Annotated in this window: 21 protein-coding genes; 7 read left to right on the top strand and 14 right to left on the bottom strand. The window is 66.9% G+C overall.

The window, feature by feature from the left end; genetic code table 11:
- The first annotated feature begins 4 nt into the window (after positions 1–4).
- A complete protein-coding gene (locus HNP52_RS06750; protein WP_184165138.1) occupies positions 5–781 on the top strand; it encodes a sulfite exporter TauE/SafE family protein in 777 nt (258 codons plus the stop codon).
- A 79-nt stretch (positions 782–860) separates the two neighbouring features.
- Positions 861–1,280 (top strand): thioesterase family protein, encoded by a 420-nt coding sequence (locus HNP52_RS06745; RefSeq protein ID WP_184164196.1) that lies wholly within the window; start codon positions 861–863, stop codon positions 1,278–1,280.
- Between the two features lie 40 nt (positions 1,281–1,320).
- Here HNP52_RS06745 and HNP52_RS06740 read toward each other — a convergent pair whose 3' ends face one another.
- Complete coding sequence (locus tag HNP52_RS06740; protein WP_184164193.1) at positions 1,321–1,821, bottom strand: helix-turn-helix domain-containing protein; 501 nt, start codon at positions 1,819–1,821, stop codon at positions 1,321–1,323.
- Between the two features lie 150 nt (positions 1,822–1,971).
- Here HNP52_RS06740 and HNP52_RS06735 point away from each other — a divergent pair, with 150 nt between their 5' ends.
- Both HNP52_RS06735 and HNP52_RS06730 read left to right on the top strand, forming a co-directional pair.
- Positions 1,972–2,283, top strand: a complete 312-nt coding sequence (locus HNP52_RS06735; protein ID WP_184164190.1) for a CC_3452 family protein — start codon at positions 1,972–1,974, stop codon at positions 2,281–2,283.
- Between the two features lie 115 nt (positions 2,284–2,398).
- Complete coding sequence (locus tag HNP52_RS06730; protein WP_184164187.1) at positions 2,399–4,489, top strand: bifunctional (p)ppGpp synthetase/guanosine-3',5'-bis(diphosphate) 3'-pyrophosphohydrolase; 2,091 nt, start codon at positions 2,399–2,401, stop codon at positions 4,487–4,489.
- Here HNP52_RS06730 and HNP52_RS06725 read toward each other — a convergent pair.
- The 4 genes from HNP52_RS06725 to HNP52_RS06710 all read right to left on the bottom strand — a co-directional run bounded on the left by HNP52_RS06725 (position 4,486) and on the right by HNP52_RS06710 (position 7,847).
- On the bottom strand, positions 4,486–4,923 hold the full coding sequence (locus tag HNP52_RS06725; RefSeq protein ID WP_184164184.1) for a Fur family transcriptional regulator: 438 nt from the start codon (positions 4,921–4,923) through the stop codon (positions 4,486–4,488). The genes HNP52_RS06730 and HNP52_RS06725 overlap by 4 nt on opposite strands.
- Positions 4,874–5,284 carry a MerC domain-containing protein gene (locus HNP52_RS06720; protein ID WP_184164181.1) on the bottom strand — a complete coding sequence of 137 codons (411 nt, stop codon included), beginning with the start codon at positions 5,282–5,284 and terminating at the stop codon, positions 4,874–4,876. Before HNP52_RS06720 ends, HNP52_RS06725 begins: the two co-directional genes overlap by 50 nt.
- A gap of 57 nt (positions 5,285–5,341) precedes the next feature.
- On the bottom strand, positions 5,342–7,336 hold the full coding sequence (locus tag HNP52_RS06715; RefSeq protein ID WP_184164178.1) for a TonB-dependent receptor domain-containing protein: 1,995 nt from the start codon (positions 7,334–7,336) through the stop codon (positions 5,342–5,344).
- A gap of 91 nt (positions 7,337–7,427) precedes the next feature.
- A complete protein-coding gene (locus tag HNP52_RS06710; protein ID WP_184164177.1) occupies positions 7,428–7,847 on the bottom strand; it encodes a DUF2946 family protein in 420 nt (139 codons plus the stop codon).
- A gap of 193 nt (positions 7,848–8,040) precedes the next feature.
- Here HNP52_RS06710 and HNP52_RS06705 point away from each other — a divergent pair, with 193 nt between their 5' ends.
- Entirely contained in the window at positions 8,041–9,612 is a 1,572-nt protein-coding gene (locus tag HNP52_RS06705; protein ID WP_184164174.1) for a tail fiber domain-containing protein, read from the top strand.
- Between the two features lie 96 nt (positions 9,613–9,708).
- Here HNP52_RS06705 and HNP52_RS06700 read toward each other — a convergent pair whose 3' ends face one another.
- Both HNP52_RS06700 and HNP52_RS06695 read right to left on the bottom strand, forming a co-directional pair.
- Positions 9,709–10,665, bottom strand: coding sequence for a DUF6607 family protein (locus HNP52_RS06700; protein ID WP_184164171.1), 957 nt, complete (start codon positions 10,663–10,665; stop codon positions 9,709–9,711).
- Positions 10,666–10,686: 21 nt separating this feature from the next.
- On the bottom strand, positions 10,687–12,885 hold the full coding sequence (locus HNP52_RS06695) for a TonB-dependent hemoglobin/transferrin/lactoferrin family receptor (protein WP_311768415.1): 2,199 nt from the start codon (positions 12,883–12,885) through the stop codon (positions 10,687–10,689).
- Positions 12,886–13,314: 429 nt separating this feature from the next.
- On the opposite strand from HNP52_RS06695, the gene HNP52_RS06690 reads away from it, so the two are divergent.
- Positions 13,315–14,337 (top strand): glycosyltransferase family 2 protein, encoded by a 1,023-nt coding sequence (locus HNP52_RS06690; RefSeq protein ID WP_184164165.1) that lies wholly within the window; start codon positions 13,315–13,317, stop codon positions 14,335–14,337.
- A gap of 30 nt (positions 14,338–14,367) precedes the next feature.
- On the opposite strand, the gene HNP52_RS06685 is transcribed toward HNP52_RS06690, so the two are convergent.
- Both HNP52_RS06685 and HNP52_RS06680 read right to left on the bottom strand, forming a co-directional pair.
- The gene (locus HNP52_RS06685; RefSeq protein WP_184164162.1) at positions 14,368–15,099 is read right to left on the bottom strand and encodes a bifunctional 2-polyprenyl-6-hydroxyphenol methylase/3-demethylubiquinol 3-O-methyltransferase UbiG; all 732 of its coding nucleotides are present in this window, start codon (positions 15,097–15,099) and stop codon (positions 14,368–14,370) included.
- A gap of 1 nt (position 15,100) precedes the next feature.
- Positions 15,101–15,517: a GtrA family protein gene (locus tag HNP52_RS06680; protein WP_311768414.1), complete on the bottom strand. Its 417-nt coding sequence runs from the start codon at positions 15,515–15,517 to the stop codon at positions 15,101–15,103.
- Positions 15,518–15,644: 127 nt separating this feature from the next.
- On the opposite strand from HNP52_RS06680, the gene HNP52_RS06675 reads away from it, so the two are divergent.
- On the top strand, positions 15,645–17,483 hold the full coding sequence (locus HNP52_RS06675) for an AcrB/AcrD/AcrF family protein (RefSeq protein WP_184165133.1): 1,839 nt from the start codon (positions 15,645–15,647) through the stop codon (positions 17,481–17,483).
- A gap of 92 nt (positions 17,484–17,575) precedes the next feature.
- Here HNP52_RS06675 and HNP52_RS06670 read toward each other — a convergent pair whose 3' ends face one another.
- The 5 genes from HNP52_RS06670 to HNP52_RS06650 are packed head-to-tail and all read right to left on the bottom strand — an operon-like array spanning position 17,576 to position 20,305.
- A complete protein-coding gene (locus HNP52_RS06670; protein ID WP_184164160.1) occupies positions 17,576–18,217 on the bottom strand; it encodes a MarC family protein in 642 nt (213 codons plus the stop codon).
- On the bottom strand, positions 18,214–18,828 hold the full coding sequence (locus tag HNP52_RS06665; RefSeq protein WP_184164156.1) for a hypothetical protein: 615 nt from the start codon (positions 18,826–18,828) through the stop codon (positions 18,214–18,216). Before HNP52_RS06665 ends, HNP52_RS06670 begins: the two co-directional genes overlap by 4 nt.
- Entirely contained in the window at positions 18,828–19,703 is an 876-nt protein-coding gene (gene folD, locus HNP52_RS06660; RefSeq protein ID WP_184164152.1) for a bifunctional methylenetetrahydrofolate dehydrogenase/methenyltetrahydrofolate cyclohydrolase FolD, read from the bottom strand. Before folD ends, HNP52_RS06665 begins: the two co-directional genes overlap by 1 nt.
- Positions 19,693–20,001 carry a DUF167 family protein gene (locus tag HNP52_RS06655; protein ID WP_184164149.1) on the bottom strand — a complete coding sequence of 103 codons (309 nt, stop codon included), beginning with the start codon at positions 19,999–20,001 and terminating at the stop codon, positions 19,693–19,695. Before HNP52_RS06655 ends, folD begins: the two co-directional genes overlap by 11 nt.
- A 7-nt stretch (positions 20,002–20,008) precedes the next feature.
- Complete coding sequence (locus HNP52_RS06650; protein ID WP_184165130.1) at positions 20,009–20,305, bottom strand: YggT family protein; 297 nt, start codon at positions 20,303–20,305, stop codon at positions 20,009–20,011.
- Positions 20,306–20,307 lie beyond the last annotated feature (2 nt).

Here is a 20,307-nt window from a genome sequence, read left to right as displayed (position 1 = left end):
AGTGCTGCATATCGACCTGCTTTATTCGCTGGCCGGGATTCTGGTCGGCCTGCTTGTCGGGCTGACCGGGGTTGGCGGCGGATCGCTGATGACGCCGCTGCTCGTCCTCGCCTTCGGCTTCCACCCGGCCACCGCGGTCGGCACCGACCTGCTCTATGCCTCGGGCACCAAGGCGGTCGGCACCGCCGTCCATGGCTGGCGCGGCTCGGTCGATTGGCGAGTGGTCCGCCGGCTGGCGACCGGCAGCGTGCCGGCGACGATCCTCACCTTGCTCTACCTCGCCGCCGCCCACCGCGACGCCAAGGATACCGGGCACCTGATCTCCGTCATTCTCGGTGCCACGCTGGTCTTCACCGCCGTTGCAGTGCTGTTCCGTGTCCAGATCGTCCGCGCCGCGGGCCGGCGCTTCGCCAAGCTCGACGAGCAGGTGGTGGCCGCGCTCACCGTGCTGCTCGGCGTGGCGCTCGGCGTGCTGGTCTCGCTCACCTCGGTCGGCGCGGGCGCGCTGGGCATGACCGCGCTGCTCGTCCTCTATCCCGGCTCGCCGGTCGCCCGGCTGGTCGGCTCGGATATCGCCCACGCCGTGCCGCTCACCTTCATCGCCGGACTCGGCCACTGGTCGATGGGCTCGGTCGATCTCAACCTGCTGGTCGCGCTACTGCTCGGTTCGATCCCCGGCATCGTCGTCGGCAGCCTGATCGCGACCCGCGTGTCAGACCGGGTACTCACGCCGATCCTGGCGACGGTGCTCGCGATCGTCGGCGTCAAGCTGCTGACCTAGTTTCCCTCCTCCCGCTCCCCGGCTTCGCCGGGGAGCTACCCAGGTTGACCTGACGCTCACACCGCGCCAACCCACCGCCATGCGCCCAGGCTTCCAATTCTCCACCCGCTTCCGCGTCCGCTATTCCGAGATTGACGGGCAGAAGATCGTCTTCAACTCGCGCTATCTCGAATATGCCGACGTCACCCTCGGCGAATTCTGGCGCTGGGCGGATCTGGGCGATATCGGCCCCGACTGGCTCGACGCCGAGTTCAACGTCGTCAGCGCGCGCGTGGACTACAGGAAGCCCTTCGCCTTCGACGACATGGTGGAAGGCTTCGCCCGCGTCGAGCGGGTCGGCACATCGAGCATGACGATGCGCATCGAGCTCTGCCACGCCGACACCGGCGAGCTGCACACCGAGATCGAGATGGTCAGCGTCCATGTCGACCTGGAGACCCGAAAGTCGAAGCCGATCCCGGAGAATGTGCGGGGGCGGCTGGCGGGGCTGGGCGGCTGACTTCCAAATCCTCCCCCCGCCAGAGGGGAGGAAGAAGAGACTATTCCGCCGCCTTCACCTCGGCCAGTTCCTCGTCGCGCACCACATCCTCGGGCAGCGCCCAGAGCAGGTCGCCCTTGCCCAGCGCCCGTCCGTCATGGCTCAGCACCTGCACCGGCCGGATCGGCCGGCTGTCGCGGGCATCGACCAGCACCGGATAGGCAGGCGTGCCGGTCTCCCAGCGCTCGCCCCATTGCCTGAGCGCGATCATCGCCGGCAGCAGCGCATAGCCCTTGTCGGTCAGGCGATATTCGATCTTGCGGCGATCGTCGGCGCAGGGCTCGCGGACCAGGATGCCCTTGTCGACCAGGCGCGCCAGCCGATTGGCGAGGATGTTGCGCGCGATGCCCAGCTCGGACTGGAATTCCTCGAAATGGTGCAGCCCGTTGAACGAGCCGCGCAGGATCAGGAACGACCAGCGCTCGCCCATCGCTTCCAGTGCCGCCGGAAGGCTGCAGTCATTCGCCAGCTGGCGCAGGGACTCTCGAATGGCACCACCCATGACTTGTCACCCTATCGCAATTTATGACGCTACGGAATGCCGTAACTTCTTGCATTGCAGCAATAGTTTCTCGTTGCAACTTACCTTTGTGTCAATTAGATATTGAGTCGCAACACCCGTTGCAGTGTGATTCGACCCCAGGAGGTTTCCATGACCCGCTTCTTCGCCGCAGCGGCCGCGGCCACGCTGGCCCTCGTCCCCGCCGCCGGCATCGCGCAGGGTGCCCCGAACGGCTATTACGCCGCCACTCCGGTGAGCGCGCCGGCCAAGGCCAGCCTCGTCACCCGCTCGACCCTCTGGAAGTGCAATGGCGGCACCTGCACCGCCGCCAAGGCCAATGCCCGCGACGGCATCGTCTGCGAGCTCGTCGCCCGTGAAGTCGGCAAGCTTTCGGCCTTCCGCGCCAATGGCACCGATTTCGACGCCGCGAGCCTCGAGAAGTGCAACGCCAAGGCGCACTGAGCCTATGGCGCCGGCGCCACACCAGTTCGGCTAAAGTGATTGAGCGCGGTCCGAAATTCCCGGATCGCGCTCAATTTCATTGCAAAGCAGCAGCGCCGCGCCCCATTTAGATATCGTGCTGCGTCAATATGAACTTGTAGACCGGGTCCTCAGCTACGACCCCGATGCCGATGAAGCCATGCTCAACCGGGCCTATGTCTTCTCGGTGAACGCGCACGGCACCCAGAAGCGCGCCTCGGGCGACCCCTATTTCAGCCACCCGATCGAAGTGGCCGGCATCCTCACCGACCTGCACCTCGATGACGAGACGATCGTCACGGCGATCCTGCACGACACGGTGGAAGACACGGTCGCCACGCCCGAGGACATCCAGCGCCTGTTCGGCGACAATGTCGCGCGCATGGTCGACGGCGTCACCAAGCTCTCCAAGATCGAAGCGCAGACCGAGAGCGAGCGCGCCGCCGAGAACCTGCGGAAATTCCTGCTCGCCATGTCGGACGATGTCCGCGTGCTGCTGGTCAAGCTGGCCGACCGGCTGCACAACATGCGCACGCTGGTCCACATCAAGAACCCGGACAAGCGCAAGCGCATCGCCCGCGAGACGATGGAGATCTACGCGCCGCTCGCCGAGCGGATCGGCATGTACGAGTTCATGAAGGAGATGCAGACGCTCGCCTTCCGGGAAATCGAGCCCGAAGCCTATGAATCGATCTCGAAGCGGCTCGACAGCCTGAAGGTCGAAGGCGAGGACCGGATCGCCAAGATCTCCTCGGGCCTGAAACTGCTCCTCTCGCGCGGCGGCATCGACGCCGAGATCACCGGCCGCGAGAAGCACCCCTATTCGATCTGGAAGAAGATGTCGGAGCGGCACGTGTCGCTCGAGCAGCTTTCGGACATCATGGCATTCCGCGCGATCGTCGATACCGAAGAGGAATGCTATCGCGCGCTCGGCGTGATCCACCGCCGCTGGCCGATGGTGCCGGGCCGGTTCAAGGATTACATCTCCACGCCGAAGCGCAACGGCTATCGCTCGCTCCATACCACGATCATGCATGCCGGCGACACGCGCATCGAGATCCAGATCCGCACGCGCGACATGCACGCCCAGGCCGAGTACGGCCTCGCCGCCCACTGGGCCTACAAGACCAGCAATGTCCGGCCGGACACCCAGGTCAGCTGGATCAAGGACCTTATCGAGATCCTGGAACATGCCGACAGCCCCGAGGAGCTGCTCGAGCATACCCGGATGGCGATGTACCAGGACCGGATCTTCGCCTTCACGCCGAAGGGCGAGCTGATCCAGCTGCCCAAGGGCGCGACGCCGATCGACTTCGCCTATGCGGTGCACTCGAACCTGGGTGACCAGGCTGTGGGCGCCAAGATCAATGGCCGCGTCGTGCCGCTGCGCACCGAGATCGAGCAGGGCGACCAGGTCCAGATCCTGCGGTCCAAGGCGCAGGAGCCCCAGGCCAACTGGCTCAACTTCGCGATCACCGGCAAGGCGCGCGCGGCGATCCGCCGCCATATCCGGCTGAAGGAACGCGAGGAGACGATCGCGCTCGGCCGCAAGCTCTATGACGAGATCGTCGAGCGCCTGCCGACGCCCCCGGGCGAAAGCGCGATCCCCGACGCGCTCAAGCGCCTCAAGGTGCAGGACGAGGCGACGCTGATGGAAGCGATCGCGCGTCGCCAGTTCACCGATTTCCAGGTGATGGAAGCCCTCATGCCCGGCTCGACCGAGGGCGAGGACGAGCATGACCTGCCGCCGCAGCAGCACGCGATCGAGATCAAGGGGCTGACGCCCGGCGTGGCCTTCCACTTCTCGCCCGATTGCCGCCCGGTGCCCGGCGACCGCATCGTCGGCATCCGCCGTCCGGGTGAGCCGATCGAGGTCCACCGAATCGATTGCCCGAGCCTGGCCGACACGATCGAGGAGGATTGGGTCGACCTCACCTGGGGCGACAAGGCCGAGGGCGGCATCGCCCAGATCGAGATCACGCTGAAGAACGAGCCCGGCGCGCTCGGCGCGGTCGCCACGCTGATCGGCCAGCAAAAGGCGAACATCCTCGGCCTGCGCATGGATAATCGCGACACCACCTTCCACACCAACACGATGGACCTGGAAGTGCGCAACGCCGCCCACCTGATGCGCCTGCTCGCGGCGCTGCGCGCGGCGGACGTGGTGAGCTCGGCCGAGCGGGCCTAGGCCGGGTTGCGCCCCGCGCACCTGCCGCAGAGCCCGGGCACCTCGACCACGCTGCGCACGTCGCGCATCCCCGCGGCAGTCGCCCCCGCCTCCAGCCGCGCGAACAGTTCGGGACACGCCACCGCGTGCACCGCTCCGCAGCCGCGGCACCAGAACAACATCGCCGGCACCGGACCGGCCGGCACATAGCCGCCCGCGACCAGCACCTTGCACGCCTCGCCCGCGTCGATCAGCCGCTTGAGCGCACGATAGACCTGGCTCGGCGGCACCACCTCGCCCGTGTCGAGCAGCATCTCGACCAGCTCGAGCCCGGTGAGCGGCCGCGGGTAGCGTAGCTCAAGAAGCCGTAGCACCCGCTCGTGCAGGAAGCCGGCGCCGCGCTTCCTACCCGCCATGCGGCCGCCCGCCGTGGCGCCGCCGCCAGTTGCCGACATGCGCGGCGACCAGGCTGATGCTCCCGGCAATCGTCGCCAGCGTCTCGTATCGCCCGCCCTCCAGCAGCAGCGCGCCGACGGCCAGCAGGGCCAGGCCGATCGTGCCGGCAAGGACCGGCCACACCGCCCGATGTTGGCGAAAGCCGAAGAACAATGCCGATCCCGAAGCCGGTACCGCAAAGGCGAGCAGCCACAGATGCAGGCTCTCGGGGAGCGCGAGCACACGCGACAATGCCGGCAGCGCCGCCAGCAGGAGTGGCAGCCCGGCGCAATGGATCAGGCACAGGATCGACGCACTCGCCGCCGCCCGCTCGAACCAGTCGAGCAGCGACACGCCCCTGTCCTGCTGTACGCAACGCATGGGTCTCTCCCACAGCGTGCCGCCGCCGCGAAGCCGTCACGGCGGCGGCATCGCGGCTCAGAAGGTGGCGACGCGCAGCACGAAGCGGACGGTCCGCCCGGGCATCACGACATCTTCCTTGTTGAAGGCCGATGCGTTGCGGATCACGTCGTTGGTCAGGTTCTGGCCGACGATCGCCAGCTCGATCCCCGGCTGGCTCTTGAACGGCCGCACCACCAGATTGGCGCTGAGGTTGTTGTAGCCATCGGTCGGAGTGTCGAAGACGCCGAACTTGTCCTGCTCGCCGACATGCATCCACAGGAAGCCGGCATCGAACCGGTCGCTCTTCCAGTTGAGCCCGCCACCGATCCGGTAGGGCGGGATGCGCGGAACGTTGTTGCCGTCGTCGAGCTTGGCGCGGGTATAGTCGCCCAGCACATGCGCCTCGAGTCCGCCCGCCTGGGTCTTGAACAACTGGTAGCGCAGGTCGCCTTCCAGCCCCCAGAAATGCGCGCCCTGCTGGCCGTAGTTGAGCTCCTTCAACTCCTCGCCGTCGCCGACCACGCACGCGCCGTCATCGTCGCAGGTCCGCCCGGTCAGGTCGCCATAGATGTAATTGTGGAACCAGGTGCCATAGACGCTGCCTTCGAAGCGGAACGGCCCGGAGTTCACCCGGATCGTGCCTTCGAGCGAATTGGCCCGCTCTATCTTGAGCGACGGATCTCCGGTCTCGAAGGTCTGCGGCCCGTCATGCCCGCCGCGCGCGAACAGCTCGGTCAGCGCCGGCGCGCGGCCGGTGCTCGAGAAGGTCACGCCCAGCTTCACCGCCGGGGTCACGTCGAGCAATGCGCCGATCGCCCCGCTCAGCGGCGTATAGTCGCGCTTGGTGAACACGTCCGATGCCGGCGTGCCCTCGATATGCACCGTTTCCACCCGCCCGCTCGCCTGGATATGCAGCGCGCTGCCGATGGGCACCTCGGTGAACAGGTAAGCCGCTTCGCTCTGCGAGGTCGCCGGCGACAGGTACGAGCTGTCCTCGCCGATCGCCGAGAAGTCGCGATGCCCCACCTGGATGCCGATCGCGGTCTTGGAGAGGAAGCCGATCTGGCCGAGCAGCAGCTCGGCACGGCTGTCGAACTCCTTGTTCTTGAAGGTGGTGTTGACCGAGCCGTCCGGGTTCTTCTCCTGGTGCTGGTAATCGCCATAGCTGGCATCGACATCGAGCGACTTGAGCAGCCCGTCGCCCAGCTCGAACGAGGAGCGGCCGATCACCTTGGTCTGGCGCATGTCGATCCAGGCGGTGTCGGCCGGGATGCCGTACTCGCTGTCGTAATGGATCACCGCGGCGCCGATATGGCTACCCTTGTCCGGCCCGAAGAATACCGAGCCGCCGAGCGACCCGCCCCAGCCGCGCACAAAGCTGTTCTCCTGCGTACCGAGCGGCGTCTCATAATCGCCGGCATGGCGGTAGAAGCCGTCGGCATGGAGCGCGAGGTCGCCCGCCTTGGCATCGACCAGCCCGGCGGTCTGCCAGGTATCGGCATTGGTCGCGTAGCTGCCGCTCAGCTCGCCCGACAGGTCGCGGGTCGGCAGCTCGGTCGGCACGCGGTTGTTGAGCACATTGACCACGCCGCCGATCGCCTGGCTGCCATAGCGCAAGGTCGCGGCACCGCGCACCACCTCGATGCGCTGGGCCGAGAGCGGATCGATCGGCACGCCGTGATCGGGGCCGATATCGGAGACGTCGGACGCGCTGCTGCCATCCTCGAGCATGCGCACACGCGTCGCGTCCATGCCGCGGATGATCGGCCGGCTGGCGCCCGAGGCAAAGCCGGTGCCGGCGATGCCGGGCACCTGGCTGAGCGCATCGGCGATATTGCCGCCGCCGGTCTGGACGATCGTGTCGCGATCGACGGTGGCGACGATCGTCGGCGTCTGCGAGCCGAGCGGCGAACCGGTGACAACGATCGTGTTGCTGTCGGGCTTGGCGGGGGCCGCCGGCGCGTCCTGTGCGGAAGCGATGGACGGGATCAGGGCAGCGGAAGCCGCGCCCAGCAGGAAGAGATAACGCATGTAGACAAACTCCAAGGACCTTGGCGCCGGGCGCGCAGCAGCGGTCCGGCGGGGTGCGAGGGCACGACCTGCCCTTCGCGACTATGTGGGTTCAGGCCTTGGAGCGGAGGGGCGGCGCGCGGCTGCGCCAGGCGTGCGATTGCTGGCGCAGCGCCAGCGCGAGCAGCAGGGTGACGGCAAACCAGGCGGCAAGCGCCGCCGGTGGCTGGAAGGCGATCGGCGCGGGCAGCAGATAGGCGCCGCCATGCGCGATTTCCTGGCAGATCGGGCAATTGTCCGGCGTATCGGCCGGCGCCTGCCCACCCTTCTCGACCCGGGTTCCGCCCAGCTGCTGGACGGACAGCCCAAGCGAGACGCCAGCCTGCCCGAAATGCCGGTGGGTCTGGGTGGCGAAGCTCTGCCAGCCAAAGGCGAGCAGCGTAAGCAGCAGCATCGCCGCCCAGAGCGCGCGCAGGCCGGCAAGCCGATCTCCGCCACGCGCCCAGGCGCTCCGCTGATACCGCAAGCTCATATCGCCAACACGACCATAGCGCGCCGCCGCACATGCCGCAGCGCAAAAATCACTGTTATGTTGTACTATTACATTGGTCAAGCCCATTGCCGCGTCATCCGCCGGCCCCGCGCCCTCGATTCCGGCGCTTGCAATGTAGGATTCCGAACAAGAACATAATGGGAACATCGATTCGCAACCAAAGGAGATCGCGATGTCCCTGCCTTCCTTCCCCACCACTCCGACCACGATCACCACACCGATCGTCATCAAGGGCGACCTCGGCGGCCCCGCCGCGCTGGACGCCGGCAACGTCAAGATTACGTCCACGCAGGATGGGCCGGCGCTGAAGCTGGGCGACCTGAGCGACCCGGCTCCGGAGTATCGGCTGAACCTCCGGCTCCATAACCTCAATCTCACCGGCCCGGACCGCAGCACGACGACCAACTCGGTCGGCATCGCCGTCAACGACACCGCCGATGTCTATGTCCAGGACGGCCTGATCTCGAGCTATGACTATGCCCTGAAAACCACCGGCGGCCTGATCAGCGACTTTTACGGCCTGACGCTTCGCGACAGCGGCTTCGGCTTTCACCTGAGCGAGACCGCAAGTTTCGCCCCCAACAGCCTGGGCTTTTTCGGACTTCGCGCGATCAACAATGATCGCGGCGGCTATTCGCATGCCAATCCGAACGGCATCGTCAATTTCTTCAATTCCGAGATCGAAGGCAACAACCAGCTCGGAACCGACAGCGACGGGATCAAGGTCACCGAGCATGACGATGCCGGCAACATCAACTATTTCGGCTCGCACTTCGAAGCCAATCCCGGCCAGTACAACCTCTACTACAACGGCGCCGACACGACGAAGAACCTGCTTATGGCAGGGTGCCAGGTCGTCGCCGGCGCCGCCCGGCAGGTCCATGTCGAGCGCGGCCGCGCCACCCTGATCGCATCCCGCATCGCCACCGGCGGAAAGCTCGGCACCTATTTCGGTGCCAACGCTTCGGGCACGCTGATCGACGTCGAGGGCGATATCAATGGTACGTTGTCCGGCGTGGTCTGCATCCGCTCGGGCCGCATCGGCTTCGGCATCAACCCGACACCGAGCGATCCCTGCATCAATATCCAGTCCGCCAGCATCGTCGCGGCATCGAACATCGCGGCGAACTTCCGATCGGATGTCGTCCAGCTTCGTTTCGAAAGGACGAACGGCACCCGGGTCGGCTATTTCCAGACCTCGGCCACCAGCGATCACTATCTCACCAACGACAATGCGGCCGGCGGCATCGCCCTGGGCGGCCATGGCGTGACGCTGCTATTCGTCGGCCGCGGCGGCAACAACGCGATCGAGCCCGGTGCCGACAATGTGACCACCAATGGCTCCGGGCCGCTGCGCTGGTCGACCGTCTATGCCGCCAGCGGCACGATCTCCACGTCCGACGCCAATGCCAAGGAGCAGATCCGCGATCTCGACGCGGCGGAACGCGCGGCCGCCATCCGCTGCAAGGCCCTGGTCCGCGCCTACAAGTTCAGGGATGCCGTCGCGGGCAAGGGCGACGATGCCCGGTGGCATTTCGGCGTCATCGCGCAGGAAGTGCGGGACGCCTTTGCCCAGGAAGGCCTGGACGCCCACACCTATGGCCTGTTCTGCCACGACATGTGGGAGGAACAGCCGGAGCTTCTGGATGACGACAACAACATCCTCCGGCCCTTCGTGCCGGGCGGGGAGCGCTACAGCCTGCGCTACGAGGAATTGCTGACCTTCATGATCGCCGCGCTGTAACGCGGATAAAAAAGGGGGTGCGCAAGGGCTTGGGAACCGTGCGCACCCCCGACCCGCTCCGACCAAGGAAAGCGGGCCTTTTCCCGAGGGGGAACTCTAGTTGGCGGCCCTGGTCGCCTGGTCCATCAGCGCCTTGGCGGTCTTGATGCCGTCGGCCTCGCTGGTCTTGCCCTGCTGGATCTCGTCGGCGATCTCGAGCACGCGCCCGGCGATCACCGTGCCGTGATCGGCTTCCTCGGTGATGCGGATGCCCTTTTTCGTCGCGGCGATCCGATCCCATTCACCGCGGATTGCAGCCCAATAGCCCTTGGTCGCCGCCCAGTAATCGTCCGCCGCCTTCACGTCGAAGTCGCCGAACCGGGTATAGCTGTTGAGGACATATTCCTGGACGACCGGCGTGGTGGCCCCGTCCATCTTCAGATTGTCCTGCCAGTGGATCCAGCCGGCCGGCGAGACGGCATGGCGGTTGACGCCCAGATAGCGGTCATAGACCGGCCCGCGCACCGCATCGCGCCGGGCGAGCGGCCGCCAGCTGCGGTTCGATTCCCAGCGCCGCACTCCGCCGATATCGGTCCACTTGCCCCAGCCGCCATAACGCGGCGAGTCATCCACCTGGTAGACGGTCTGCGACCAGGCGCCCTTGCGCTCGGCGGCGGGCACCTCGGTCCAGGTCCACGCATCGCGGTCCGAATAGACCAGCACCTTCGCCGGCTCATACTGCCAGTCCTGGCGCCAATGCTTGATCACCATCTTCTTGCCCTCGCCCATGTCGACGACAAGCAGGTGCTGGAGGCGGATGGTCTTGCCGCTGTCCTCGATCACCCGGACGACTTCGTTGCCGCCCGACACCTTCACCGGGATCGGGGTATAGTCGGTGCGCCAGGAGGTGCTCTCCTGCATGTCGAACTTCACCTTGTAGGTGCCGGCCATCGCCAGGATGTCGGCCCGGTCCGCCTCGAAGGCGGACTTGGCCACCGGCGCGGAAGCCGTGGTCTGGGCGAGCGCCGGCATCGGCGCGAGCAGCGAAAGGGCAATCGGGAGCAGCAGCTTCATGATCTTGGTCCTCAGAAGCGGTTAGAAACGATAGCTGATCGAGACCGAGCCGTTGCGGCCCGGCTGGGTATAGGCGTCGCGCACCGCGGAGCTCGCGGCGAGGCCGCGAATGTCCTGCCACAGCCAGTATTTGCGGTCGGTCAGGTTGAACACGCCGCCGCGCACCGTCACCGCGTCGGTGACACGAACATAGGCGGTGACGTCGAAGGTGACGAAGTCGGTGCCGGTGAAGCAGCCCGGGACCGTGCCGGTATAGCAACTCGATCCGCGCGTCCGGGCGATCTCCTTCTGCCCGCCATAGGTGGCCATCAGCCGCCCGCCGAAGCGCCGGTCGGCCGCGTCATAGCCGATGCCGCCCACCACCTTGAGCGGATCGATCGACTGGAGCGGCAGCTTGGCGCCATTGGTGCCGATCGTGTCGCCATGCGAGTAGGACAGCGCCAGCGTACCGGTCACGCCCTTCGCCGGGCGCACTTCGGTACGCGCCTCGAAGCCGCGGATCTTCACGCCGCCCAGGTTCCGCCACTGGTAGATCCACGGGTTGGCCGGCGACGGGAATGGGCGCCCGGTCGTCTCCACCTGGTCGATGAAGTCGTGATAGCGGGCATAGAAGCCGGTCAGGTCGAACGAAACGAAATCGTTGAAATAGCGCAGGCCGCCTTCGAAGCTCTCGCTGGTCTCGGGCTTCAGGTTCGGGTTCGAGATGCTGGTGTAGCCGACCGGCGGATTGGCGAAGAAGTTGTTCACCTGGCTCGGCTCGGGCGCCTTGAAGCCCTGGGCATAGTTGGCGAACAGCCGCACGCCTTCGGTCAGCTTCACGACCGCGCCCACCTTGGGCGAGACGCGCGATCCGTCCTGGCCCGATGCGACGAAGGTCGGCAGCAGCGGATCCTTCTCGGGCGTCAGCTTGTACGCATCGAAGCGCAGAGCGGGATAGAGCGTCAGCGGCCCGAAGCTGACTTCCGCAGCGGCGACGAGGCCCGCCAGCATATAGTCGGTCTCGGGGAAGGCGCGGGTCGGGAAGGTCTCGCCCGCCGGCGGGGTCACGCCGTCGCGCAGGCCCTTCTGGTTGGTCCAGCTGATGTCACCCGCCAGCGTCAGCTTGGCGCGCAGCCCTTCTTCCGAGCCAAAGCCGAAGCGCACTTCGCCCGAGGCGCCATAGACGCGGTTCTCGAAGGTGTTGAGCCGCTCGCGATCGGCGACCGGGCTGCGGTCCTCGTCGGTGAACTGGCGATCCTTGCTGTTCTGCCAATAGCCACTCAGCCGGGCGAACTCGAGCGTGCCCTCGCCGTTCCAGGTCCAGTCGCCGGCGATGCGGCCGCGCTTGCTGGTGTCGCGCGCCTGCAGCAGGTCAATGGTAGTGCCGGTGGCCGGCAGCGGCGTCAGCCCGGTCAGCACATTGGTGGCAAGCCGGCTGTCGACATATTCGCCGGTGATCCGGAAGCGGTTATGCGCGTCGGGCTCGTAGACAAGCCGGCCGAGCGCGGCATTGGAATGGCCGTCCTGCGGATTGGGCTCGGTGCGGGCGGTGCCGATGCCGCCGGTCGTGCCCTTGTTGTCGAGCTCATGATAGTCGCGGCGGGTATAGGCGACCATCGCGGACAGGTCGCCGAAGCGGCCGGCGATCACGCCGGTTTCGGAGAATTCGTCATCCGCCGAGCTGTAGGCGGCGCGCGCCAGCCCGCCGACCTTCTTGCCGTCCTTCAGGAAGTCCGCAGGGTCGCTGGTGGTGAAGCTCACCGCGCCGGCCAAGCCGTCGCTGCCGTACAGCGCCGAGGCCGGGCCGCGCAGGATCTCGACCGACTTGACCAGGCCCAGGTCGACATAGTCGCCGCGCCCGGTCGATTGCGCGCCAAAGGCGAAGCCGTCAGGCACGCGCACGCCGTCCACCTGGATCAGCACGCGGTTGCCGCCGATGCCGCGGATGACGAAGCCTTCATTGCCCGCGCGGCCGGTGGTGCCCTGCGCCGCGCCGAAGCGGGTCGGGCCGCGCGGCACGCTGATGCCCGGCTCGTAGCGGACCAGGTCCTTGATGTCGGTGGTCAGTTCGTCGGCCATCCGCCGTTCGTCGATCACGGTGACCGTGGCGGGGACTTCCTTGACGTCGGCCGGGATGCGGGTGGCGGTGACGGTGATCGTCGAATCCTGCTGCGCGTCATCCTTCTTGTCCTGCGCATTGGCGGGCAACGCGACCGCCAGAGCCCAAAGACTGATCCCCACCCCCAAAACCCCGCGCATGCCCTGAAACCTTTCTGCTAATGCAAGTGACTCTCAATTGCGGTTTGGTTAGGCGCGGGTGCGGGAAGCGTCAACCCCGTAACGAGGCCACCGGGCGAAAGGCCTGTCCTACACGGCCTTGTTCCGCTAATGTTCTTGCAGCCTCAGGGCCGCTCTTTGACTCAGTGGATCCCAAGCGCAGCACTGCACCAGCGCCCGGAAATGCGCGGGTTTCCCGGCATGCGCGGCGGAGCCGTGCAACCTTTCACGGCAGGAAGCGTCTGCTCGCGTGACCCCGCCAATCTCGCGAACGATATCGTTTCGCAGCACCGCGGAAGTGCGACTCGAGCGACCTACGCCAACTTCCGCGTCCACAACCGTATGCAACGGGCCGCTCGACGTCGGCCCGTCGCAGCGTTAGAGCGTCCGGTCATGCAAAAGCGTCCCAAGCTCTCCGTCGTCATCCCCTGCTACAATGAAGAGCAGTGCCTCGAGATGCTGCACAGCCGCGTCTCCGGCGCGGCAAGGGCAGCGGTGGGCGACGATTACGAGATCGTGCTGATCAACGACGGTTCGCGCGACAAGAGCTGGGAAGTCATGCAGCGCCTCTCGGCCGGCGATCCCCGCCTCGTCGCGATCAACCTGTCGCGCAACCACGGCCACCAGCTCGCACTCACCGCCGGGCTCGACCTGTGCTCGGGCGACGAGATCCTGATCATCGACGCCGATCTCCAGGATCCGCCCGAACTGCTGACCGACATGCGCGCCGCGATGCGCTCGCAGGGTGCCGACGTGGTCTATGCGGTGCGCCGCAAGCGCGACGGCGAGACGATCTTCAAGAAGATCACCGCCGCCTTCTTCTATCGCATGCTCGACAAGATCACCGACACGCCGATCCCGCTCGACACCGGCGACTTCCGCCTGATGACGCGGCGCGCGCTCGATGCCTTCCTGTCGCTGCCCGAACAGGCGCGCTTCATCCGCGGCATGGTCGCCTGGGTGGGCTTCAAGCAGGTGCCCTTCCCCTATGACCGGCACGAGCGCCATGCCGGCGAGACCAAATACCCGCTCGGCAAGATGATCCGCTTTGCCCTCGACGCGATCACCGGCTTCTCGACTGCGCCGCTCCGCTTCGCCAGCCATGTCGGCCTGATCCTCACGGGCCTGTCCGCGCTGCTGGTGCTCTATATCGTCGCCGGCTGGCTGATGGGCGCGGCGATCCCCGGCTGGACCTCGCTGATGCTGGTCGTGGTGGTGCTGGGCGCGGTGCAGATGTTCGTGCTCGGCATGATCGGCGAATATCTCGGCCGCCTCTATGTCGAATCCAAGCGCCGCCCGCTCTACATCGTCGCCGACGTCGCCGGCCCGGTGATGGGCCATGCCTCGCTCGGCTATCGCTATGCCGATTCGGGCGAAGTCAGCGTCTCGCCGGTGACGCCGCGGCCGGCGGACTGATCGTCACCCCGGCGAAAGCCGGGATGACGGTTACTTCTTCGGCTCCGCCAGCACGATGATCGACAGGCCCGGCGGCATCGGCAGCCGGCCGAGCAGGTGACGCTCCAACCCGAACACTGCCTCGAACGCGGCGTTGAGCGGCTTGGGCGGCGGCGAATCGTCGCTGTCGTCCTTGCCCGTCAGCTTGCCGACGAAGCGCGCGGCCACCGCCACCGGGAACAGCAGCGAGTTGAACCAGCGCAGCTTGCGCCAGCCCAGCCCGGCCTTTTGCAGCGAAGCGATCAGCGTGCCCTTGGAATAGCGGCGCTTGTGGTGGTTCACCACGTCGTGTGCGCTCCACATCCACTGGTGCGCCGGCACGGTGATCAGGATCTTGCCGCCGGGCTTGAGCACGCGCGCGATCGCCTTGAGCGCCGCGACATCGTCCTCGACATGCTCGACCACGTCGAGCACCGCGACCAGGTCGTAGCTGCCATCGGCCACGCCGGTCAGCTCGGGCAGCGGCGAGGAGCCGACCTGCTTGCCCAGCCGCTCGCTCGCCTTGGCGGCGGCGGTCTCGTCGATCTCGATCGCGTCGATCTCGCCGAACTGGGCGAGCATCGGCAGGTTGTGGCCGGTGCCGCAGCCGATCTCGAGGATGCGCGCGCCGTCGGGAAGCGCGCCGTAGCGCGTCAGGTAGTCGGAAAGAATCTCGCGGCGGGCGCGGTACCACCAATGGGTGGTGTCATGCGCGGCCATGCGCTCGTAGACGATGCGGTCCATCTTATTTGAACACCAGATAACGGTTGAGCGCGAAGGTAACGACAGGGGTCACGAAGACCACGGGCAGCAGCGGAACCCAGGTCGGCTGATGCAGCGGGCCGGTGCAGATCCAGGTGAAGGTAGCGTTCATCGCCATGCCGACCGACTGGACCGCGACGAATTTGGACTGGGTGCCGACGCCGCCTTCGGCCTCGTGCCCCTTGAAGCTCCAGCGGCTGTGGAAGACATAGCCGAACACGACCGCGACCAGGAAACCCGCGATCGAGGCGAGCACCGGCGGGATCGCGTAGGTGGCGAGCGGCCAGTAGACCAGGGCATAGACGAAGGTCGATGCCAGTCCGACAATGCCGAAGCGGACGAGCTGCCCCAGCACGCCATTCGCCCACATCTCTTCAAATCGCTTGAGTACTGCTGTCACTATCGCTTGCCCAGTGCCGAGCGCCGGCCCTAATGCCTGCATCAATGCGAGGGAAGCGATTTTGAAGCCGGACGTACTGGGCGGGTTCCGCCTCGATCGAGAATTGGACCGCAACTGGCTGCGCTGGATGGCGCTCTTCTGGCTCTGCGTCGTCGCCTGGTTCCTCCACGATCGCCAGGGCAACATCTATTGGCTGCTGCTCGGCGACACCGACGACAATATGCGGCTGATGCAGGTCCGCGCCTGGCTGGCCGGCCAGGGCTGGTACGACCTTCGCCAGTATCGCCTCGATCCGGCGCTGGGCGGGGCCGACATCCACTGGTCGCGACTTGTCGATCTGCCGCTCGCCGGGCTGATCCTCGCCTTCAAGCCGTTCGTCGGCATCGCGACGGCAGAGCGCTGGGCGTGCGGACTCGCGCCGTTGCTCCCCCTGTCGGTGGCAATGGCCGGGCTGTCGCTCGCGGTGCGCCGGCTGATCGCGCCCTGGGCCTGGCCGGTGGCGCTGGTCGTGCTGATGGGCTGCACCTCGACCATGTCGATGTATGCACCGATGCGGATCGACCATCATGGCTGGCAGCTCGCCTTCCTCGCGCTCACCGTCGCGGGCCTCGCCGATCCGAAGCGCGCGCGCGGCGGCGCCACGGTCGGCCTGGCCAGCGCCGCCTCGCTCACCATAGGGCTCGAGATGCTGCCCTATTGCGCGATGGCCGGCGCGATCATCGCGCTGCGCTGGATCTGGGACCGCGCAGATGTCCGCCGCATGCAGGTCTATGCGCTGACGCTCGGCGGCGGTTCGGCCTTTGGCTTCGCGGTCTTCGCTTCCAACGCCAACCAGGTGCTGCGCTGCGACGCGCTCACCCCGGTCTGGCTCACCGTCATGATCGCCGCCGGCGCGCTGCTGTTCGGGCTGTCGCTGCTCAACCCGGCCAATCGCTGGGTCCGCCTCGCCCTTGCCGCGGCCGCCGGCGCAGCGATCGTCGCAGGCTTCGCCCTGCTCTTCCCGCAATGCCTGGGCCGGCCCGAACAGGTTTCGGACGAGCTGGCCAATACCTGGCTCAACAATGTCCGCGAGGCGCGGCCGATCTACAAGCATGCCTTCAAGACCGCCTTCCCGATGGCGGTGCTGCCGGTGATCGGCGTGATCGGCGCGCTGTTCGCCACCTGGCGCGCACGCCGCAGCGAGGCGCTGGTCGGCTGGGCGGCGGTTGCACTGTTCACGGCCTTCGCCAGCGCGATGCTGCTCTGGCAGGTCCGCGCCGCCCCGGCCGCGCAGCTGCTCGCCGTGCCCGGCTCGGTCGCGCTGCTCGTGGTGATCGTGCCCTGGTTCCTCGGCATCCGCGAGCCCTTCGCCCGTTGGATCGGCGCAGTGCCCGCGCGCATCCTCGGCGTGCTGATCCGGGTGTTCGGCACCGTCCTCGCCTTCCTGCTGCTGTCGGGCCTCTGGGCCGGGCTGGTCGTGCCCTTCTTCTCGGCCGACAAGGGCGCGAAGCCAGGCAAGCCTGCCGCACCGGACAAGATCGTCGCCGCCAATGCCGCCTGCGCCCGGCTGAGCAACCTGCGCATGCTCAACGACATCCCGGCCGCGACGATCTTCACCCATGTCGATCTCGGGCCGCGCCTGATCGTCACCACGCACCACAGCGCGATCGCCGGACCCTATCACCGCAACGGCCGCGCGATCCTTGACGTCCACCACGCCTTCACCTGGCCGACGCCGAACTTCCGCCCGATCGCCAAGGCGCATGGCGCGCAGTATCTGCTGATCTGCCCGAACATGTCCGAAACGACGCTCTACCGCGCCCGCGGCCCCAACGGCTTCTATTCGCAGCTGATCAAGGGCCAGGTGCCGAACTGGCTCGAACCGGTGACGCTGCGCGAAGTCCGTCCGGGCACGCCACTGCCCTTCCAGCTGTGGAAGATCCGCTACGACTTGCCGGATGCACCGGCGAAGGCCGCTGCTCGCTAACCGACACCGTCACCCCGGCCTGGAGCCGGGGTGACGGTGTGTTGGCTGCCAAAGAAGAAGCGGGACCCCGGCTCAAGGCCGGGATGACGAACCTAGTGCCCCGTGACCGCCCGCCCGGCGACCAGCGCGGCGCTGATCCCGTCGATCACGAACTGCACCGCCAGCGCGCCGAGCAGCACGCCGAGCAGCCGCGACACCACCGCCTCGATCTTGGCGCCGACCACACGCATCAACGGGCCAGCGGCCAGCAGCGCAAGCAGGGTGAGCACCAGAATCGCCGCCATAGCCGCCAGCACCACGGCGGTGCGTTCGATGCCGTTGTTCTGCGACATCAGCAGCATGGTCGAGGCGATCGAACCCGGCCCCGCGATCATCGGCATCGCCATCGGGAAGATCGAGATGTCGGTCGGTTCCTCGGCCTTGATCTTCTCGGCCCGGTCCTCGCGTCGCTCGGTACGCTTCTCGAACACCATCTCGAGCGCGATCAGGAACAGCATGATGCCACCAGCGATCTTGAAGGCGTTCAGGCTGATGCCCAGCGCGCGCAGCAGCGCCTCGCCGAACAGCGCGAAGCCGAACAGGATGATCGCCGCGACCACCACCGCGCGCAGCGCCATGGCGCGGCGATGCGCCACGCTGGTACCCGCGGTCAGCCCCGCGAAGATCGGCGCGCAGCCCGGCGGATCGATCACCACGAAGAAGGTGATGAAGGTGGAGATGAAGAGTTCGATCATTTGGAAGGCGCCGCGATCACATCATCGATGACAGGGACATGCTCCGTACCATTCCACAGGAACACCTGGAACCTCCGGGAGCCATCCGGCAAGCGCATCGGCATCACCGTCAGCGTATCGTCAAAGTCGAAAAGGTTAGCACGGGATTGTCCGGGGGGCAGAGTTGCACGCGGAAAACGCGGCGGCAATTTCGCGCATTCGGCCTTGCGTACCGCTGGTTGCTCGACTCGCGCCCTCGGCACATCGAGCCGCGCACCATAATCGAGCGTCCATTTCCACGAGCCGTCGGGCTGCCGCATCCAGAGCGTGGTGAAATAACCGGATGATCCGTCGGGCCATTTCGATCCGCCGGTGTTCACGGCAAGCTTGCCGTCGCACGACACATAGCTCGCGATCGGCCACCATTCGACCGACTTGGGCGGATCCTTGCGATCCCCGAGCCATTCCCGCGCGTTCACCCGTTGCGGCACATACATCGCCGCATCGGGGGCGGCGAATTCCCGGAACGCCGTCCATTGGCCCCTGGCCTGTGCCGCCGCGTTGAAGGCGCGCTCGGCATCCACCGCGCTCTGCGGCGCCGCCGCCTGCAGGACCAGCGCGGCAAGGAGCATCAGATCACGCCCTTCTCGAGCGCCACGCCGGCATTGCGGTGCGCCGCCACCAGCGTGTTGCGCAGCAGGCAGGCGATGGTCATCGGACCGACGCCGCCCGGCACCGGCGTGATCGCGCCCGCCACGCTCGCCGCGCTGTCGAAATCGACATCGCCGACCAGGCCCGCATCGGTGCGGTTGATACCTACGTCGATCACGGTCGCGCCCGGCTTCAGCCACTCGCCCTTGACGAAGTGCGCCCGGCCGACCGCCGCCACGACGATATCGGCGTGCTTGAGATAGTGCGGCAGGTTGCGCGTCCGCGAATGGACGATCGTCACCGTCGCGCTTGCCCGGGTCAGCAGCGCCGCCATCGGCTTGCCGACGATGTTCGAGCGACCGATCACCACCGCGTCGAGGCCGGTCAGGTCGCCCAGCCGGTCCTCGAGCAGCATCAGGCAGCCGAGCGGCGTGCAGGGCACGAAGCCATGCAGGCCCGTCGCCAGGCGCCCGGCATTGACCGGGTGGAAGCCGTCCACGTCCTTGTCCGGGTTGATCCGCAGCAGCACCGCCTGCTCGTCGATATGCTTCGGCAGCGGCAGCTGGACGAGGATGCCGTCCACCGCCGGATCGGCATTGAGCTGATCGACCAGCGCGATCAGTGCTTCCTGCGTCGTCTCGGCGGGCAGCTTGTGCTCGAAGCTCTCCATGCCGCATTCGCGGGTCTGCTTGCCCTTGGAGCGGACATAGACCGCGCTCGCCGGATCCTCGCCGACCAGCACCACGGCCAGGCCGGGCACGCGCCCTGCCGCCGCCTGGAATGCGGGAACCAGTTCGGCCACGCGGGCGCGAAGTCCCGCGGCGAACGCCTTGCCGTCGATGATGTCAGCCGTCATGCGCCCCGCCATAGAGACGTTGCGCCACTTCTTCCAGCGCCCTGGGATCGCCTTCGACACGAAGCCGCTTGAGCCGCGCGGTATCGCCCGCGATCAGCGTCACGTTCCGCCTGGCCACGCCGAACGCCTTGGCGACCAGCGGCGCCAGCGCGGCATTGGCCGCGCCCTCCACCGGTGGCGCGGCAAGCCGCGCGGCGAAATGCTCCTCGGTGCCGGCAAGGAAAGCGTCGCGCGAGGCGCGCGGCGTCACGCGGACCGCGATCTCGATCCCGTCCGCGATGCGCCGCCAGGCCGGCACCGGCCGATCAGTAGACGGCCGGAGCGAGCTGGGCGATCGCCCAGTTCAGCACATAGTCCTTGAGGATGATGATCAGCAGCAGGGCGACCAGCGGGCTCAGGTCGAGCGCGCCGAAATCGGGCATGATCCGCCGGATCGGCCGATAGATCGGCCGGGTGATCGCCTCGAGCGTCTGCCACACCGAGCGGACGAAGTCGTTGTAGGTGTTGATCACGTTGAACACGATCAGCCAGGACAGGATCGCCTGGACGATGATGATCCAGCTGAGCACCCACAGCAGATACTGCGCGACCTGCAGGAGCATGA

The organism is Sphingomonas kyeonggiensis, from assembly GCF_014204495.1.
In the GTDB taxonomy this organism is placed as follows: domain Bacteria; phylum Pseudomonadota; class Alphaproteobacteria; order Sphingomonadales; family Sphingomonadaceae; genus Sphingomonas; species Sphingomonas kyeonggiensis_A.
Note: the sequence above shows the minus strand (reverse complement) of the source record. Positions and strands in the feature narration are given on the sequence as shown.

Bases quoted from the DNA above. Each gene is read 5' to 3' on its own strand.
- HNP52_RS06700 (WP_184164171.1), bottom strand. From the start codon at position 10,665: ATGAAGCTGCTGCTCCCGATTGCCCTTTCGCTGCTCGCGCCGATGCCG.
- HNP52_RS06705 (WP_184164174.1), top strand. From the start codon at position 8,041: ATGTCCCTGCCTTCCTTCCCCACCACTCCGACCACGATCACCACACCG.
- HNP52_RS06665 (WP_184164156.1), bottom strand. From the start codon at position 18,828: ATGCTCCTTGCCGCGCTGGTCCTGCAGGCGGCGGCGCCGCAGAGCGCG.
- folD (WP_184164152.1), bottom strand. From the start codon at position 19,703: ATGACGGCTGACATCATCGACGGCAAGGCGTTCGCCGCGGGACTTCGC.
- HNP52_RS06675 (WP_184165133.1), top strand. From the start codon at position 15,645: ATGGCGCTCTTCTGGCTCTGCGTCGTCGCCTGGTTCCTCCACGATCGC.
- HNP52_RS06745 (WP_184164196.1), top strand. From the start codon at position 861: ATGCGCCCAGGCTTCCAATTCTCCACCCGCTTCCGCGTCCGCTATTCC.
- HNP52_RS06735 (WP_184164190.1), top strand. From the start codon at position 1,972: ATGACCCGCTTCTTCGCCGCAGCGGCCGCGGCCACGCTGGCCCTCGTC.
- HNP52_RS06710 (WP_184164177.1), bottom strand. From the start codon at position 7,847: ATGAGCTTGCGGTATCAGCGGAGCGCCTGGGCGCGTGGCGGAGATCGG.
- HNP52_RS06685 (WP_184164162.1), bottom strand. From the start codon at position 15,099: ATGGACCGCATCGTCTACGAGCGCATGGCCGCGCATGACACCACCCAT.
- HNP52_RS06725 (WP_184164184.1), bottom strand. From the start codon at position 4,923: ATGTCGGCAACTGGCGGCGGCGCCACGGCGGGCGGCCGCATGGCGGGT.
- HNP52_RS06670 (WP_184164160.1), bottom strand. From the start codon at position 18,217: ATGATCGAACTCTTCATCTCCACCTTCATCACCTTCTTCGTGGTGATC.
- HNP52_RS06690 (WP_184164165.1), top strand. From the start codon at position 13,315: ATGCAAAAGCGTCCCAAGCTCTCCGTCGTCATCCCCTGCTACAATGAA.
- HNP52_RS06740 (WP_184164193.1), bottom strand. From the start codon at position 1,821: ATGGGTGGTGCCATTCGAGAGTCCCTGCGCCAGCTGGCGAATGACTGC.
- HNP52_RS06650 (WP_184165130.1), bottom strand. From the start codon at position 20,305: ATGCTCCTGCAGGTCGCGCAGTATCTGCTGTGGGTGCTCAGCTGGATC.
- HNP52_RS06720 (WP_184164181.1), bottom strand. From the start codon at position 5,284: ATGCGTTGCGTACAGCAGGACAGGGGCGTGTCGCTGCTCGACTGGTTC.
- HNP52_RS06715 (WP_184164178.1), bottom strand. From the start codon at position 7,336: ATGCGTTATCTCTTCCTGCTGGGCGCGGCTTCCGCTGCCCTGATCCCG.